The 16171-nt window shown below is 50.5% G+C and carries 15 protein-coding genes; 11 read left to right on the forward strand and 4 right to left on the reverse strand.

What is annotated here, in order from left to right; translation table 11 throughout:
- The first annotated feature begins 22 nt into the window (after positions 1 to 22).
- The 7 genes from JOD20_RS23385 to JOD20_RS23415 all read left to right on the forward strand — a co-directional run bounded on the left by JOD20_RS23385 (position 23) and on the right by JOD20_RS23415 (position 7539).
- On the forward strand, positions 23 to 1087 hold the full coding sequence (locus tag JOD20_RS23385; protein WP_204757592.1) for an AAA family ATPase: 1065 nt from the start codon (positions 23 to 25) through the stop codon (positions 1085 to 1087).
- Between the two features lie 15 nt (positions 1088 to 1102).
- Complete coding sequence (locus JOD20_RS23390) at positions 1103 to 1342, forward strand: hypothetical protein (protein ID WP_204757593.1); 240 nt, start codon at positions 1103 to 1105, stop codon at positions 1340 to 1342.
- A gap of 100 nt (positions 1343 to 1442) precedes the next feature.
- Complete coding sequence (locus JOD20_RS23395) at positions 1443 to 3218, forward strand: peptide ABC transporter substrate-binding protein (protein ID WP_204757594.1); 1776 nt, start codon at positions 1443 to 1445, stop codon at positions 3216 to 3218.
- Between the two features lie 158 nt (positions 3219 to 3376).
- Positions 3377 to 4381, forward strand: coding sequence for an ABC transporter permease (locus tag JOD20_RS23400; protein ID WP_204757595.1), 1005 nt, complete (start codon positions 3377 to 3379; stop codon positions 4379 to 4381).
- A gap of 12 nt (positions 4382 to 4393) precedes the next feature.
- Positions 4394 to 5392 carry an ABC transporter permease gene (locus tag JOD20_RS23405; RefSeq protein ID WP_204757596.1) on the forward strand — a complete coding sequence of 333 codons (999 nt, stop codon included), beginning with the start codon at positions 4394 to 4396 and terminating at the stop codon, positions 5390 to 5392.
- 36 nt (positions 5393 to 5428) lie between these two features.
- A complete protein-coding gene (locus tag JOD20_RS23410) occupies positions 5429 to 6502 on the forward strand; it encodes an ABC transporter ATP-binding protein (protein WP_054533764.1) in 1074 nt (357 codons plus the stop codon).
- A 17-nt stretch (positions 6503 to 6519) separates the two neighbouring features.
- Complete coding sequence (locus JOD20_RS23415; protein WP_204757597.1) at positions 6520 to 7539, forward strand: ABC transporter ATP-binding protein; 1020 nt, start codon at positions 6520 to 6522, stop codon at positions 7537 to 7539.
- Positions 7540 to 7612: 73 nt separating this feature from the next.
- On the opposite strand, the gene JOD20_RS23420 is transcribed toward JOD20_RS23415, so the two are convergent.
- From JOD20_RS23420 to JOD20_RS23430, 3 genes are all read right to left on the reverse strand, one after another.
- Entirely contained in the window at positions 7613 to 8056 is a 444-nt protein-coding gene (locus JOD20_RS23420) for a hypothetical protein (RefSeq protein ID WP_204757598.1), read from the reverse strand.
- Positions 8057 to 8384: 328 nt separating this feature from the next.
- On the reverse strand, positions 8385 to 9653 hold the full coding sequence (gene fabF / locus JOD20_RS23425; RefSeq protein WP_204757599.1) for a beta-ketoacyl-ACP synthase II: 1269 nt from the start codon (positions 9651 to 9653) through the stop codon (positions 8385 to 8387).
- 191 nt (positions 9654 to 9844) lie between these two features.
- Entirely contained in the window at positions 9845 to 10381 is a 537-nt protein-coding gene (locus tag JOD20_RS23430; RefSeq protein ID WP_204757600.1) for a DUF305 domain-containing protein, read from the reverse strand.
- Positions 10382 to 10620: 239 nt separating this feature from the next.
- Between JOD20_RS23430 and JOD20_RS23435 the strand changes: the two genes are divergently transcribed.
- Positions 10621 to 11940: a two-component system sensor histidine kinase NtrB gene (locus JOD20_RS23435; RefSeq protein ID WP_204757601.1), complete on the forward strand. Its 1320-nt coding sequence runs from the start codon at positions 10621 to 10623 to the stop codon at positions 11938 to 11940.
- Entirely contained in the window at positions 11937 to 13094 is a 1158-nt protein-coding gene (locus JOD20_RS23440) for a sigma-54-dependent transcriptional regulator (protein ID WP_204757602.1), read from the forward strand. Before JOD20_RS23435 ends, JOD20_RS23440 begins: the two co-directional genes overlap by 4 nt.
- On the opposite strand, the gene JOD20_RS23445 is transcribed toward JOD20_RS23440, so the two are convergent.
- A complete protein-coding gene (locus JOD20_RS23445) occupies positions 13091 to 13957 on the reverse strand; it encodes an SDR family oxidoreductase (protein WP_204757603.1) in 867 nt (288 codons plus the stop codon). The two genes, JOD20_RS23440 and JOD20_RS23445, sit on opposite strands and share 4 nt — an antisense overlap.
- A 152-nt stretch (positions 13958 to 14109) precedes the next feature.
- Between JOD20_RS23445 and JOD20_RS23450 the strand changes: the two genes are divergently transcribed.
- Together JOD20_RS23450 and JOD20_RS23455 are read left to right on the forward strand one after the other, a co-directional pair.
- Positions 14110 to 15159 (forward strand): phosphotransferase enzyme family protein, encoded by a 1050-nt coding sequence (locus JOD20_RS23450; RefSeq protein ID WP_204757604.1) that lies wholly within the window; start codon positions 14110 to 14112, stop codon positions 15157 to 15159.
- Positions 15160 to 15344: 185 nt separating this feature from the next.
- Entirely contained in the window at positions 15345 to 16076 is a 732-nt protein-coding gene (locus JOD20_RS23455) for a hypothetical protein (RefSeq protein ID WP_204757605.1), read from the forward strand.
- Positions 16077 to 16171 lie beyond the last annotated feature (95 nt).

The raw sequence follows: 16171 nt of genomic DNA on the forward strand, positions 1-16171 counted from the left end.
GCATGATCAATCAGGGGACTGGATGTCCCCACCAACCAGCTTGCAGCGTGGCACCGGCTTTCACCATCTTATCGCCGACGAACATCGGTTGATAGCACAGGTGTTGACCTATTGTCATGCCGCCGGATATGCGATTCCGCCCTTGTTGGTGATTGATTATCTGATTGCAATCAAGACTAGCCCCTTTGTCTTGTTGTTTGGGCCAAGCGGGCAGGGCAAAACTGAACTGGCCCGCTTGTTTGCCCAGGCTTTGGTGCTGCCCTTTGATGATCAATATACCTATGTGAATCTTGGCAGCAGCCTGCAAGCGAGCGAAATACAAGATCGGTTTGGGTGGATGAAGTTTGTCGAGACATTGGAGAATGCTGCTGCGCCAGCCAACGCTGGCCGATTGTTCTTCCTCTGTCTCGATAACCTACGGCCTCACGATATTTATACCTACTTTGCGAATGTGAGTCGTGATCCTGATGGGATTACCCGTTTGGTGATGCGCGGCTACCCGCCGCATAAATGGCCAGCCTTGCCGAGTAATGTAATTATTACTGGCACGCTGGATGCTGAACATCCAGTTGATCGCGATCAAAGCTCATTGTTGGCCCAAATTAACTGTGTCTATATGCAGCCACAATGGTTGCAAAGCAACATTCGCACAGTTAAACGCCAACAACGGATGGCTCCGGTGGGCATGCAACGCTTGTTGCTTGATCAACAGTATCGCAGTGATGAGGCAGCAAGTGATCGCTTACATACGCTGCTTGGGCCGCATCTCGATGATATTTTGCAGCCACCAAGCGAATTGATGGCGATTCTGTGGCAAAGCAATTTGACCTATACCCAGACTTGGCGCAGTACCATGTTGCGGGCTGTGGCAAATAGCTTTACCATAGAGGGACACGGATTATTCATTCCATATGATGTGCTTAACAACGCCCAGTTTGCCTATTCATTTGTGATGGCACGCCAGTTGTTGTTAAGGCTGTGGGGGCAACCGCAACATAGCGCCGCAATTGAGGCCTTGTTGCATCGTCAACTTGCCCAACTACCAAGCACCACCTTGGTAGGCCTAACCGACTCTTTGCTCTATTAGGCTAGGAAGCTACGTATGCCAGTTCACAACGATCTTGATGATACTACCGTGGACATGCTCTTTCGTGATGCATTGCAGCAAGAATTAACGCATGCAGCACCAAAAGTCAGCTTACTTCAACGACTTAAATCGACCCCAAGTTATGAGCGTCGCGTGCGCGGTGGCGGGCCTGGTGGCCAACCATGCTCAAGCTTTTACTTGCTATTTTATGTGATGAATTCATCACGTGCATCATGGAGCATTTTGCCAGCCTAGGCTGTGTTTGCCAAACCTATTGAAAGGGGGTGATGGGTGACACATCAGGGATTATCGTTGTGTTGGTTTTCGTACTCGTTGAATTAAGGAGATAGCCTTCATGCTCAAACGTCGTTTGACCCGCTTATTGGCCTTAATGGTATTGACCGTACCAACCTTGGCCGCTTGTGGCGCTGGGGATGCAACTCCAACGACTGCACCTGCCGCTGCAACTGCTACAACTGCGACTGGTGCAGAAGCAACTGCTACAACTGCGCCTGTTGCTGAAGCAACCGCAACAACCGCAGATGCAACTGCAGAAGCAACCACTCCACCAGCCGCAACTGACGGAAACATTCTTCGCGTTCACCAAGTTGCCTATCCAGATGTCTTTGATCCACAGAAAAGCTCGTACAGCGCCGAAATCGTGTTGCTGTCGCAAAACTACGAAGGCCTAACCCGCCTCAATGACAAACTGGAAACCGTACCTGGTGCCGCCGAGAAATGGGAAGCAAACGCTGATGGTACCGTATTTACCTTCACCTTGCGCCCTGACCTCAAATACAGCGATGGCTCGCCGTTGACCTCGAAGAACTTCGCGTATTCGATTCAACGCACCTGTGACCCAGTGACCGCTGGCGAATATCAATCAATTCTGTTTGATATTACTGGCTGTGCTGATTTCGCTGGCACGACCATCACCGACACCGCCAAGTACGATGCTGCTAAAGCTGCGTTGGGTGTTAGCACCCCAGACGATAGCACGATCGTTATTTCAACCGTTCAAGCTGCACCATACTTGCCAACGATTGCTGGCTTGTGGGTTATGTACCCAGCCAAGCAAGAGTTGATCGAAAAAGGTGGCGAAAACTGGTGGAAAGATCCTGCTGCTCAAGTTGGCAACGGCCCATTCCAATTCAGCCGGATTGCTGAAGACCAACAAATTGACTTTGTGCGGAACGAAAATTACTGGAACAAAGCCAAACTTGATGGCATCAGCATGATCTACATCGACGATTCATCAGTTGCCTTGGAAGCATATCGCACCGGCCAACTTGATATCTTCGCTCCAGATCCAAGCCAAATTCCAGCCGTCCAAAGCGACGCTGACCTTGGCCCATTGTACATTTCATACCCAGGTGCCAACACGACCGGTTTGCAATTCAACACCACCAAGGAACCATTCAACGATCCTAAGGTGCGTGAAGCATTTGCCTACGCGATCGATCGCGATACCTTCTGCGAAGTGATTCGCAACGGCGACTGTTTGCCAACCTTGACCTGGATTCCTCAAGGGATTCCTGGTTATGATGCAACCGAAGATCGCTTTGCGTTTGACGCAGAAAAAGCCAAAGCAGCTTTGGCTGAATCAACCTATGGCTCAGCTGAAAAATTGCCAGAAATCACCATGGCTTACAGCAGCAACGACACCGCTAACCAAGCTCGCCACGAGTTCTTGGCCAACACCTTCCGCGAAGTCTTGGGTGTTGAAGTTAAGTTGCAGCCATTGCCAAGCAAAGATTTGACCGCTGCTAAGAAAGACAACTCGACCTATCCTCAATTGTCATTGGGTGGTTGGATTCAAGACTATCCCGATGCTCAAAACTGGTTGAGCGTGTTCTGGAACAGCAACGCCACCTTTGCCCAACGCCAAGGCTACGGCAACCCAGCGGTTGACGAATTCTTGACCAAGGCCGACACCAGCACCGACGACGCAACCCGTTTGGAAGCCTACACCGCTGCCCAAAAGTTGATCGTTGGTGACTTGCCAACCGCTATGATGTACAACCGGGTGAATAAATACGTGATCAACCCACGCGTAAGCGGCTTCTCAAAGACCGCTGCTGATGATCAATTCCCTGGCCAATGGACTTCATACAGCATCGAAATCAAGTAATTGATTTAACCTTCTGGGGAGTAGCGCTGGCCTGCGCTGCTCCCCACCCAAACCTAGCTCCCACTCTTTAAATTTTTTGCAAGCACCCTGTTAAAAAATTGCAATCAAGGCTCGCGAGGCAACACCCCGGCTCGCTCTCGCGCCAATGGAGGCATGGCATGATTGGCTTTATAATTCGTCGCGTCTTGGCGATGATTCCGGTGTTGTTTCTCGTGGCATTAATCACTTTTTTTCTGATGAAACAGGCCAAAGGTGGGCCATTCGATCAAGAGAAAGAAGTTGCCCCGTCAACGATTGCCCTACTTAATCGTAAATTTGGTTTAGATAAACCTGCGTGGCTCAATACTGCCGAATTTAATAATCGTATGAGTGCTGATGGCCCATTCGCGGCAGTTCGTGGCTTGTTCGATAGCCAATTTGGCAACTATATGCTGAACGCAGTCCAAGGTGATTTGGGGCCAACCTATGCCTCAAAAGGCACCGAAACGGTTCAAGATAAAATTAAACAAACCTTTCCGATTTCATTGCGGCTTGGCTTAATTTCGCTTACTTTTGCCTTAGTGGTGGGTTTTCCCTTAGGCATTCTCGGTGCTTTGCGCCAAAATACGATCTTCGATTACTTTAGCTTGATTATCTCGACCATTGGCTTCTCGGTGCCAACTTTTGTGACTGGTTTGGTCTTGCTGCTGGTCATGAGCAAAGTCTTTGGCATTGCGCCAATTAAAGATCCCTCGGTCTGGGAAGGCTTTAGTATGTCGTATTTCCCGCCAGCAATTATCTTGGGGCTTGGCACAATGGCGTATATTACGCGCTTGACCCGTAGTAGTGTGCTTGAAGTTAAACGCCAAGATTATATTCGTACCGCGAAGGCCAAAGGTCTCGGTGATCGGGTGGTGATTTTGCGCCACATCCTGCGCAATAGCCTGATTCCGGTGATCACCATTCTGGGGCCTGCGGTTGCTGGCTTGGTTACTGGTTCGTTTATTATCGAATCGGTCTTCCGCGTCCCAGGCATTGGCAGTGAATTTATTGGGGCAATTGGAAGCCGCGATTATTCAATGATTATGGGTTCGACCCTCTTTTTCTCATTGCTGGTTGCATTGGGCAATATTATGGTTGACCTTTCGTATGGCTTGATTGATCCACGGATTCGTAACAGCTAGGAGACTCGAACAATGGCAACCGCATCGAATGTGGCAGGGACGAATCCTGCCCAAGCCCAAGAATTTACGCGGCCTGTTCGGAGTCTTTGGAGCGATGCATGGATGCGTTTGCGCCGCAATCGTTTAGCAATGGCAAGTATTATTTATTTGTTTTTGCTGGCGTTGGTCGCAATTTTCGCCCCAGTCATCGCACCCCATTCGCCTGGCCGACCAACCACAACCGAATTACGCGAACGGGGCGTTTATCGCCAAGCAGCGTGGGTTGTTGATGAGAAAAATCCTAAACGCAGTGGGATTTGGAAGTTTCCGCTCGGCACCGATTCTGCTGGCGGTGATGTACTTAGTCGTTTGATTTATGGAACCCGGGTTTCGATGGTTGTGGGCTTTATTCCCATGATCTTTACCTTGACGATTGGGATTACGATTGGCTTGATTTCAGGCTTTGCGGGCGGCAAACTTGATAGTTTGCTGATGCGCTTCACTGATATTATCTTTTCGTTGCCCGATATTTTGTTCTTTATTATTGTGCAAACGGCCTTCAGCCAGACCGCATTTGGCAAGACGTTTAATGGCTTGCTGTTGATTTTCTTATCGTTCTCAGCAGTCAACTGGGCCAGTGTTTCGCGCTTGGTGCGTGGCCAAGTGCTTTCATTAAAAGAAAAAGAATTTGTTGAGGCCGCCGAGGCAGTTGGCGTTCGCCGTGGCTCAATTTTGTTCCGCCACATTTTGCCCAACACGCTGGCCCCAATTATTGTGGCAGGCGCGTTTATTGTGCCAAGCGCGATTGTCACCGAAGCAACCCTCAGCTTTTTGGGGATTGGCATCCAGCCTGATACCAACCCAAATAATCCGTTTCCTACCAGCTGGGGCCAGATGATTTTGGAAGGTAAGTCGGCGATTGATTCGCAACCATGGATTTTGATCGCCTCGGCGATTGCGATTGCTTCAATTACGATTGCCTTTGTGGCATTGGGCGATGGGTTACGCGACGCACTTGATCCCCGTCAATAGATCAAGGCAAATTGCTCGACATCATGAGGAGCACATATGGCTGAAGCACCTTTGCTTGAGGTCAAAAACCTACAAGTTCAATTTAAAACCGCTGATGGCGTGGTCAATGCTGTCAATAATGTTTCATTTTCGGTCAATCGCGGCGAAACGCTCGGGATCGTCGGCGAATCTGGCTCGGGCAAAAGCGTTACATCACTTTCGATTATGCGCTTGATTCCCTCGCCTCCAGGCAAAATTGCCGGCGGCCAGATTTTGTTCGATGGCGATAATCTGGTCGATTTTAGTGAGTCGGAGATGCGCAAAATCCGTGGTAATCGGATTTCGATGATCTTCCAAGACCCCATGACTTCGCTCAATCCGGTGCTAAGGATTGGCAAGCAGATGACTGAATCGCTGCAATTGCACATGGGGATGACTGCCAAACAGGCGCGCAATCGAGCCATTGACTTGCTCTCAATGGTTGGGATTCCAGCGCCCGACAAACGACTTGACGATTTTCCGCATCAATTTTCTGGCGGGATGCGCCAACGGGTGATGATCGCCATGGGTTTGGCCTGTAACCCTGAGCTGTTGATTGCCGACGAACCAACGACCGCACTTGATGTAACTATTCAAGCGCAAATTCTCGAATTACTTAACCGTCTCAAGAACGAGACGGGGACAGCGATTATTTTCATTACCCACGATCTTGGGGTTGTGGCAGGCATGACCGACCGCGTGATTGTGATGTACGCAGGGCGCGTGGTCGAACAAGCGTCGACCAACGAGCTATTCCGCAATCCGCGCATGCCGTACACCATTGGCTTGCTCGATTCGATTCCACGGCTTGATGGAATTCAAACCCGACTTACGCCAATCCCGGGGCTTCCACCAGATTTGTTGGAAAAGACCAATCGCTGCCCATTTGCGCCACGCTGCGATTTTGTGCAAGAGCAATGCTGGATCGAAACCCCAAGTTTGCGCCAAGTTGCACCCGATCACACGGCGGCCTGCTTATTCGATATTGATCGTGATCAGCGCCAAGTGATGGCTGAAAAGAAAATTGCCGAAGAACAAGCAGTCTTGGATGCAGCACTTGAGGATGTTTTAGCCCACGAACAAGCATCGTAGAACCAGAGGAAGGCCACATGGCAGTACAAAATGAGAATCTGCTCGATATTAACGGCTTAAAAATGCACTTCCCAGTGAAATCCAACGGTTTATTACGCCGCACGGTTGGGGCAGTTAAAGCAGTTGATGGCTTGAGCTTTTCAGTTAAACGCGGTGAAACCCTCGGCTTGGTGGGTGAATCAGGCTGTGGTAAATCGACGACTGGGCGGGCAATTTTGCAGTTGCATCGTCCAACCGCTGGCACGGTCAACTTCGATGGCAAAGAGTTGACCAAACTTCATGGCGAGTCTATGCGCCAGATGCGGCGCAAAGTGCAGATTATTTTCCAAGATCCGTATGCTTCGCTCAATCCACGCATGACCGTGGGCGATATTGTGGGCGAGCCAATTCGGGTGCACAATTTGCGCACTGGCAAAGAGGTGCGCACGCGGGTCGAGGAATTGCTGCGGGTTGTGGGTCTCAACCCGTACTTTATCAACCGTTACCCGCACGAATTCTCTGGCGGCCAGCGCCAACGGATTGGGATTGCGCGCGCTTTGGCGGTTGAACCAGATTTTATCGTCTGCGATGAGCCTGTTTCAGCGCTCGACGTGTCGATTCAAGCCCAAATTATCAACCTGTTGCAAGATTTGCAAGGCCAATTTGGCTTGACCTATCTGTTTATCGCCCACAACTTGAGCGTGGTGAAGCACATCAGCGATCGAGTAGCGGTGATGTATTTGGGCAAAATGGTCGAGTTGGCTCCTTCGAAGCAACTTTATGCCAACCCAATGCACCCCTATACGCAAGCGTTGCTCTCAGCAGTGCCGATTCCCGATCCTGAGATTGAGAAACAACGCCAGCGGATTATTTTGCAAGGCGATGTGCCAAGCCCGCTTAATCCACCTTCTGGCTGTCACTTCCATACTCGTTGCCCAATTGTCATCGAAAAGTGCAAAGCAGAAGATCCACCATTCCAAGATTATGGTGGCGGCCATTTTGTGGCTTGCTGGCGCGCAACCGAATCACAAGCGCAAATGGAGAAGAAATTACAGTAGCAATGAAGGGTCGGGGTTCAGGGCTAGGGGCCAGGAATGCTGGCCACAATTGCTGCCGAGCGATCTAAGTTACTCAATTCAAAGGCTCCACTCTGATTCGATGAGTGGGGCTTTTGGGTTGCTCTGCTAATGATTGCGTGTTTTGGCTTAGCTCAATTCGCAGGCCAACGATTTGATAATTATAATTAACAAAAACATGTAGCCATTCGCCATGGGGAAATTGCTGGGCTTGAACAACTAATTGATAGACGATCAGCCCATGCGGACATTCCAGCGGAATTTCTCCATACTCACGAATAACAAATTGGGTGAAGTGGAATAGTTGCTCATTGATTGAGATTGGAAATTCAAGCAATTGTTCTAAGAAATGGACTGGTGCGTATTCTAGGGCATATTCTGGCAATAGTTTGTGCTGATCGATAGGAAAGCTATTAAAATAATTACTAATGGGCTGTTGGTCATTTTGATCAAAGCAAAGGTCGTTAGTCAATGCGCTATGCCAAGAATAAATGTTCATTTGCTTGCTTTCTGATTTGCTTATTACTCTGCGTTAACGAATTGATCCACGAAGGGCACGAAGCACACGAAGGACATTTTAGCCACAGATTACAAAGATTAGCGCAGATTATTAATTTCCCTTAGCCAAGCGCCAAAAGCCCATAGCCTTATTGCTCTGCGCCTCTGCGTTAAATTGATTGATCCACGAAGGGCTGAAACCACGAAGAACACGAAGAGCGCGAAGAAGATTTTAGCCACAGATTACACAGATGGATTGGATTAGCTTCCTGAATTAATAACTCCTTCTCCTCTTCATCCCTCATCCTTCATCCTTCATCCTTATAGTGCTAGCCTTGCCAACGTTTGAAGATTACGCTGGCGTTGACTCCACCAAAGCCGAAGCCGTTGGATAAGGCATATTCGATGGGCATTGGCCGTGGCTCTTTTGCAACCAGATCAATGCCTTCGCTGGCTGGATCGGGATTTTCCAAGTTGAGCGTGGCGGGAGCAATTTGGTCGCGAATCGCCAAGGCGGTGAAAATTGCCTCGACCGCGCCAGCAGCACCAAGCAAGTGACCAGTCGATGATTTGGTGGCGCTCACGGCTAAACGGGAGTTTTCGCCAAATACGTGCTTGATAGCTGCCAACTCGCCGCGATCGCCAACTTGGGTCGAGGTGGCATGCGCATTCAGATGTTGAATTTGCTCGGGTGAGATTTGAGCTTGACGTAATGCTAAACGCATTGCTCGGGCTGCACCTGAGCCATCTTCTGGGCCAGAGGTGATGTGATAGGCATCGGCGGTTGTGCCATAGCCCACTACTTCGACCAAGGGCGTTGCGCCACGGGCTAAAGCATGTTCTAAATCCTCCAAGACCAATACGCCTGCGCCTTCGCTCATTACAAAGCCATCGCGCGCTTGATCAAACGGACGCGAGGCGCTGGTTGGATTGGCGTTGAATTCGGTTGCCAAGGCGCGAGCAGCAGCAAACCCACCCAAACTGACCGGATCGAGTGCTGCTTCGGTGCCGCCACAAACCGCAACATCGGCCTCGCCGCTATGAATTAGGCGTGCGCCGTCGCCGATTGCTTGCAAACTGGCGGCGCACGCGGTGACTGGTGCAGCGATTGGGCCGCGAAAGCCATAGCGAATTGAAATATGACCTGCTGCCAGATTGATCAAAAAGGCTGGGACGGTAAATGGTGAGAGCCGCTGTGGGCCTTTGCTATCTAAAGTGCGCACTGCTTGGGTAATGGTAGAAAAGCCGCCAACGCAAGAAGCAATCAAGGTTGCTGTGCGCTCTTGAGCATCTTCGGTTTCTGGCTGCCATTGCGCTTGCTGCAAGGCCTCAGCGGCTGCCGCCAAACCCAAGACGATAAAGCGATCCATTTTGCGGAGCTCTTTGCTATTGGCGATGGCGCTTGGCTCAAAGCCAGCCACTGGATCAGCTGCCAAACTTGGCACAACCCCGCCAATCGTGCTGGTCAAGCCTGCGCTAATCTGCTCTGGCAATGGCCCAATCCCCGATTGGCCCGCCAATAAGCGCTGCCAAACGACATCGACTCCGCAACCCAACGGCGAAACAATTCCCATTCCCGTAATCACAACACGACGCATAGTGCTTCCTTAACAGATGTTGCTTCGGATCGGAGCAATCACAGTCAACACTATACCGCAGTTTTTTAGGCTATGGGCGATTTGGTATTTTGTTGATCCACGCAGGACACGAAGAGCGAGGGGGCAGGATTCAGAAGTCAGGGGCCAGATTTGTATTACGCAACCCAATTATAATTCCTGGCCCCTGCTACCTACTTGATTTCCTGCAACCAACTCTGCATTTGTTGGTTTTCAGCAGTTTGGGCGGCGATCACTGCATCGGCAAAGCTTTTGAGTTCATTGCGTTGAGTGCTGCTTTTGATGCTTTGGGCCATCGCGATTGCACCGTCGTGATGGCTGATCATCGCGCTCAAAAAGCGCCGATCGTAGCTTTCGCTGCCTGCGGGAACATCCATCGAACCCATGTGCAATGCGCTCAGATCGCTGGCTGGCGCATCGCCAAACCAGGCTTTGCGCCATGCTTGCAGCTGAGTAATTTCTGGCTCTTGGGCTGCAATAATTTGCTTGGCTAGCTCTTGCACGCGGGGATCGCTGGCTTGCGTTTGGGCATCCTTGGCCATAGCAATTGCCCCCCGATGATGCTCGATCATGCCATCAAGAAACTGTAGATCGCTCATGCTCATACTGCCATGATCCATTGTGGGAGCTTCGGTAGCGTGATCGTCGTTGCTGGCGCTACAGCCTGCGAGCAAGAAAATGAGCGTTATAACCATCATCCATCGTTGCATTATTAAGTTCCTTTCAAACCAAATGTGCCTAGCCTTAGCCTACCCACATTTGGCAGCAACGGCTAGTTTTCGGCAATTTGCGGCTTTTTAGCAGGATTCGGCTGTGGCAAATGCCACATTCTGTAGCAAATGCCACATTCTGCGCTGCATTACAGTAATAATTTTATAAAAAATTGTTTGCTGAACAGAATGAATCTACAATGCTCATGACGATTGGTGTAACACGACGAGGCTGTTTTATGGTTAAGGTTGCTCAGCAACGGCATTGGTTGTGGTTTGTGCTCAGCAGCGAGCTGATTATTACGGCGCTGCATTATCTGACCAGCGCCCATCTTTTGCCCTATCATTCGATTTATCGCAGTTTGTATTATCTGCCGGTTGGTGTGGCGGCAGTGATGTGGGGCCGTACATTTGGGCTTGGGCTGGCGCTTTTTACCGCGTTGGTCTATTTACCGCATGCCCATTGGCTCGATGTCCATGCTTCTAATAGCTTACTCGATAATACGTTGGAGATGGTGACCTTGATTGTGGTGGCAGCGTTGCTTGGCAGTTTAGCCGAGCGCGAACAACAGGCCCACAGCCGTGCCGAAGGCTTGCGGGTGTACATTCACGACGTGCTAGCAAGCCTGCCGGTAGGCGTTGCCACGATTGAGCAGCAGCAGTTGAAATTGCAAAATCCAACAGCGAAACATTTATTGCAGCCAACTCCAAGCCTCGCCCAATTGCCCCAAACCAATGGCTATAGCGAAATGCAGCTTGCTAAAGGCGCGTTGGCGGTGCGGCGTTCAGCATTACATAATATTGAGGGTCAGCCAATTGGGGCGGTTTTGGTGTTTGAGGATATTCGCGAGCAGCAAGCAATCGCCGAGCGCATTCGCCAAGCTGAACGTATGGCAGCCTTGGGCCAATTGGCTGGCGGTCTCGCCCACGAGGCCCGCAATCCATTGGGCATTGTGCGTGCTACCAGCCAACTCTTGGGCCATAAATTGGCTCAACAACCAGCCTTAGCCCACTATACAAGCGTGATTAATAGCGAGGTTGATCGTTTGGATCGCTTGATTAGCTCGCTGTTAAACTATGCCCAGCCCCAAGCGTTGCAACGCCAGCCATTGGCAATCAACCAATTATTAGCCGAATTTGGGGCTACCTGTCAGCCGTTGGCAGCAGAACATGGCGTTGCCTTGCAGCTAATCCTCGATTCTACTGAACCGTGGATTGAAGCTGATCGCGATGCAATCTGGCAAATGCTATTAAACCTAAGTTTGAATGCGCTGCAAGCAAGCCAAACTGGGCAAGTGATTCAGCTTGAAAGCCTGATTGTCGGCCAACAGCTTGAAATTCTGGTGCAGGATCAGGGAGTGGGCATCGATCCGGCGATTCGCGAGCGGATTTTTGATCCATTTTTTACCACCCGAGACGATGGTACAGGCATGGGTTTGGCCTTGGTTGCGCGCAGTGTTGCCGAACATGGCGGCACAATTAGCCTCGAAGCTGGGCCAAATCAAGGCACGTTGGCTCGTTTGCGGCTACCTCTGTTGCGGCAAGGAGCACAAGCATGAGCAAACGCGTTTTGGTAATTGACGATGAGGCGAATTTGCGTTGGGTGCTGAGTGAAGCCTTGAGCGACCAAGGCTATGAGGTTGTGGTAGCAGCCAATGCCAATGATGGTTTAGCGGCGATGAGTCGCCAGCCTGCCGATGTCGTGATTCTCGATTTGAAATTAAAAGGCATGGATGGACTGGTAACCTTGGCTCGGTTGCGCGAACGCTGGCCTGATGTGGTAGTGCTGATCTTGACCGCCTATGGCACGGTTGCGAGTGCAGTTGAGGCTATGCAACGGGGAGCTGCCGATTATTTGCGCAAGCCCTTTGATTTGGAAGAAATTGGTTTTAAGCTGCAACGGGCGTTGGAGCGGGCTGCACTCCAGCAAGAGATTCGCTATTTGCGCCAAAGCCAGCAGCAAGCCACGATTGCTGGTTTAATTGGTAGCCATCCTGCTTGGCTCGCCTGTCGCGCGCAACTTGAGCGCATGATCGATCGCTTGCCATTGCTGGTGTTGGTTGGCGAAGTAGGCGTTGGCAAAGCTCAATTGGCGCGTTATGCTCATGCAATCAGCCAGCGCCACAATGCGCCTTTGATTGAGCTTGATGGAGCGTTATTAACTGAGCCGATGCTCGTAGCGGCGCTGCACGAGGCTGGCCAAGGCACTCTGTTGATTCGCCATGGCCTAAATTGGCTCGATTGGCTTTTAGACCAAACCCTCCAACCGAGGATCATAGTGACCAGCCTTAAATTGCCTGAACAACCACTGCCAACGCTTCAGGTTCCTAGTTTGAACCAACGCCGCAGCGACATTGGTTTGTTTGCTAGGACTTGGCTTGGCGCGCAATCGTTAAGTGCAGCAGCGCTCCAACAGCTTGAGCAAAGCCATTGGAGCGCCAATTTGCCAGAGTTGCGCCATGTGTTGGAGCGGGCAGCGATGGCGGCAAATGGCCAAACGATTCAGCTTGAGCATTTACCGCATGATTTGGCTTTGGCTACTGCCGAGCCAATTGCCTTGCCCGCAACTGGCCTGCAACTAGAATTGGTTGAGCGCAGTTTATTGCAGCAAGCCTTGCAACGTGCCAATGGCAATAAAACCCGCGCCGCCGAATTGTTGGGCTTGTCGCGCCATCAATTACTGTATCGGCTCGAAAAACATGGCCTGAGTTAGCCATTGATCACTTCGCCGCCATTGGGGTGTAAGATTTGCCCCGCCATATACGAGGCATCATCGCTGGCCAGAAACACATAACAATTGGCAACTTCTTCTGGCTGGCCTGCGCGTTTCATCGGCACATCACTGCCGAAGGTCGCTACTTTTTCTGCATCAAAGGTTGCGGGAATCAGCGGTGTCCAAATTGGGCCGGGTGCTACGCCATTAACCCGAATGCCTTTTTCGATTAGGGATTGCGAGAGCGAGCGGGTAAAGGCCACGATTGCGCCCTTGGTCGCTGAATAATCGAGCAATTGCGGGCTGCCACGATAGGCTGTGACCGAAGTCGTATTGATAATGCTGCTGCCTTTTTTGAGCTGTGGCAAGGCTGCTTTGGTCAGGTAGAACATGGCAAAAATATTGGTGCGGAAGGTACGCTCCAATTGCTCGGCACTAATATCAGTAATCGATTCTTGCGGATGTTGCTCAGCAGCATTATTAATCAAAATATCAAGCTGGCCGAATTTCGCTATTGTTTGCTCGACGAGGCTTTGGCAATAAGCTTCATCGCCAATATCGCCTGCTGAGAGCAAGCAGCGGCGGCCTTCGGCCTCGACTAAGCGCTTGGTTTCTTGTGCGTCGTCATGTTCATTCAAATAATTAATCACAACATCAGCGCCTTCTTTGGCATAAACAATCGCGACTGCCCGCCCAATCCCACTATCGCCCCCAGTAATCAAGGCAACTTTATCTTTAAGCTTGTCGCTCCCTTGATAGCGGCGATCCTGGGCTTTGGGCTTGGGCTGCATTTCCGATTCGATGCCAGGCTGTTGATCTTGGGTTTGGGGTGGAAATTGCTGTTTTTTTTCTTCGTTTGACATAATCTTTATCTCCTTAACACGTAACCACACTTCACTGTCTAGCGAAGCAAGAAACATACCAATTGCTGAAGTAGCTTCAGGCTTGCGATGGAGTGCAGCGCTAGGCCAATCGGCTAGACTTGCTCAGTTATGCTAGACAGGAGCCTTTGGCAATGAAAGCATTTGATCAATTAACTGAGCGTGGGCAGCATCAGCGGCGACGGCGCTTGGCCGAGGCAGCCTTGGCGGCGTTTGGCATCAAAGCTGAACAAATAACGTTTATTAATCATGGTGAAAATACAACCTATCGCGTCAAAACTGCTGCGGCAGATGGCTCACAGACTGGGTTTTATCGCACTGGCTATTATTTGCTGCGTTTGCATGGCATCAACTACAACAGCGCTGCCGAAATAAATTCGGAGCTGCAATGGCTCAAAGCCTTGGCTGAAGAAGCCAAATTACCAGTGCCCTTGCCGGTTGCTGGCTTAGATGGGCGTTATGTGCAAAGCGTGCAGATTGCCGAAATTCCTCATCGTTACAATTGCTCATTGATGGAATGGCTTGATGGCCGTTTGCAAATCAATAATCCTACGCCAGCCCATTGCCAACAACTTGGGCTACTTGTCGGCCAATTACATCAACATGCGCAAAATTGGGTTTTGCCAAGTGATTTTCAGCGCCGCAGTTGGGATTGGGAAGGCCAATTTGGGGCCAATGTGAGCAACGGCGCTGATCATGCCACGGTTTGGGCAGCGATTCCGGCGCAACATCATCAACTTTTGCAACAAACCATGGATGATTTTGCTGAAGTTGAGCGCATGCTAGGCAAAGGTCGCGATGTTTATGGCTTGATTCATGCTGATCCACATTGGGGCAATATTTTATTTGCCGATGGCGCGGCGCGTGCGATCGACTTTGATGATTGTGGTTTTGGTTATTGGCTGTATGATTTGGCGATTGCGGTGGGACGTTGGCGGATCACCCCCCAGTGGGATGGCATTTGGCAGAACTTTTTAAAGGGCTATTGTCAGCTCCAACGCTGGGACGAAGCCGCTTCCAAGCTGCTTGACGTAATTATTGCGGCACGCTGTACCAACGTGCTACAATGGTATGTCGGTCATGCAACCTACGACCCGCTTTTTGCGAGTGATGTTCATGAGGTGATCGAAACATTCACCACAAGGATTAGAACAATTTATCTCCATCCCCCACTCGCCCGCTAACTGCCCATAGTTGCTAGGCTAGCATATACCAACTGCGGTTATCCAAAAGCTACCCATGTAGATAGGGCCAAGTGCATAGATTCAATAAGCGATTTTCGCGTTATAATCGTGCTACGTTTTACCTCTTCCTAACCATGAGAGAAGGGTTACTAAGTAGAGGTTTACACCAACGGACAAGGATGCATATGGCAACACAACAAAAGTACAAAAACATCCGACGGATTGAGAACGTCGAGGCCAATTCGTATGGTTGGTGGGTGCGGGTGAGGATCGATGGTGAATTGTTCAGCAAGTTTTTCAGCGACAATGCGTTCAATGGCTCTGGTAATGCGCTGCGCAATGCTTTAGAGTATCGCGATTCAATTAAGCGCGAACGAGGGCGACCCCACATTGAAACGGTTGATCCTGAGGTGCATTACAAGGGTATCAGCCGGATAGATCGTGAGATCAAACGGACACATGGCTGGTATGTGCGGGTGTTCTACAAAGGCCAACAACGAGTTAAATTCTTCAGTGATATGCTCTACGATGGTCGCGAAGGCGCTTTGGCTGCTGCTTTGGATTTTCGTGACGAGGCCGAACGCGAGTTGGGCAAGCCACGGACTGATCGCCCGGTGGTTACGGTTAGTCGCCGCAACGCGACTGGCAAAATTGGCGTGACCAGAGTGCGCCGCAAAGATCGCAATCGCAAAGGCGAGGTTTATCTGCGTGATGTTTATGAAATCACCTGGTGTCCGCGCCCAAATGAAATCCATCGGACTTCGGTGTCGGTGCGCAAGTATGGCGAAGAAGAAGCTCGCAAACGAGCCTTTATGATTCGCGATAACAAAGAGCGCGAAATTTTTGGCAAAGTTGTTTCGCAAACCCCCAGCGCCGAAGAGTTGGCAATACTTGATGGTGACGAACTGGTGACATAGCCCATCACGTATTGGCTTGCGGCAGTACATGGTATTATTGCGAGAAACATGGCGGTGCCTTGGTGCATCGCCATCGTGTTGTTTTGTTGGAAGGA

Source organism: Herpetosiphon giganteus, assembly GCF_016907925.1.
In the GTDB taxonomy this organism is placed as follows: domain Bacteria; phylum Chloroflexota; class Chloroflexia; order Chloroflexales; family Herpetosiphonaceae; genus Herpetosiphon; species Herpetosiphon giganteus.

What these genes read in the sequence shown, in the direction of transcription:
- JOD20_RS23450 (WP_204757604.1), top strand. Translation starts at nt 14,110, where the DNA reads ATGAAAGCATTTGATCAATTAACTGAGCGTGGGCAGCATCAGCGGCGA.
- fabF (WP_204757599.1), bottom strand. Translation starts at nt 9,653, where the DNA reads ATGCGTCGTGTTGTGATTACGGGAATGGGAATTGTTTCGCCGTTGGGT.
- JOD20_RS23405 (WP_204757596.1), top strand. Translation starts at nt 4,394, where the DNA reads ATGGCAACCGCATCGAATGTGGCAGGGACGAATCCTGCCCAAGCCCAA.
- JOD20_RS23390 (WP_204757593.1), top strand. Translation starts at nt 1,103, where the DNA reads ATGCCAGTTCACAACGATCTTGATGATACTACCGTGGACATGCTCTTT.
- JOD20_RS23455 (WP_204757605.1), top strand. Translation starts at nt 15,345, where the DNA reads ATGGCAACACAACAAAAGTACAAAAACATCCGACGGATTGAGAACGTC.
- JOD20_RS23420 (WP_204757598.1), bottom strand. Translation starts at nt 8,056, where the DNA reads ATGAACATTTATTCTTGGCATAGCGCATTGACTAACGACCTTTGCTTT.
- JOD20_RS23400 (WP_204757595.1), top strand. Translation starts at nt 3,377, where the DNA reads ATGATTGGCTTTATAATTCGTCGCGTCTTGGCGATGATTCCGGTGTTG.
- JOD20_RS23445 (WP_204757603.1), bottom strand. Translation starts at nt 13,957, where the DNA reads ATGTCAAACGAAGAAAAAAAACAGCAATTTCCACCCCAAACCCAAGAT.
- JOD20_RS23385 (WP_204757592.1), top strand. Translation starts at nt 23, where the DNA reads ATGTCCCCACCAACCAGCTTGCAGCGTGGCACCGGCTTTCACCATCTT.
- JOD20_RS23430 (WP_204757600.1), bottom strand. Translation starts at nt 10,381, where the DNA reads ATGCAACGATGGATGATGGTTATAACGCTCATTTTCTTGCTCGCAGGC.
- JOD20_RS23395 (WP_204757594.1), top strand. Translation starts at nt 1,443, where the DNA reads ATGCTCAAACGTCGTTTGACCCGCTTATTGGCCTTAATGGTATTGACC.
- JOD20_RS23415 (WP_204757597.1), top strand. Translation starts at nt 6,520, where the DNA reads ATGGCAGTACAAAATGAGAATCTGCTCGATATTAACGGCTTAAAAATG.
- JOD20_RS23410 (WP_054533764.1), top strand. Translation starts at nt 5,429, where the DNA reads ATGGCTGAAGCACCTTTGCTTGAGGTCAAAAACCTACAAGTTCAATTT.
- JOD20_RS23435 (WP_204757601.1), top strand. Translation starts at nt 10,621, where the DNA reads ATGGTTAAGGTTGCTCAGCAACGGCATTGGTTGTGGTTTGTGCTCAGC.
- JOD20_RS23440 (WP_204757602.1), top strand. Translation starts at nt 11,937, where the DNA reads ATGAGCAAACGCGTTTTGGTAATTGACGATGAGGCGAATTTGCGTTGG.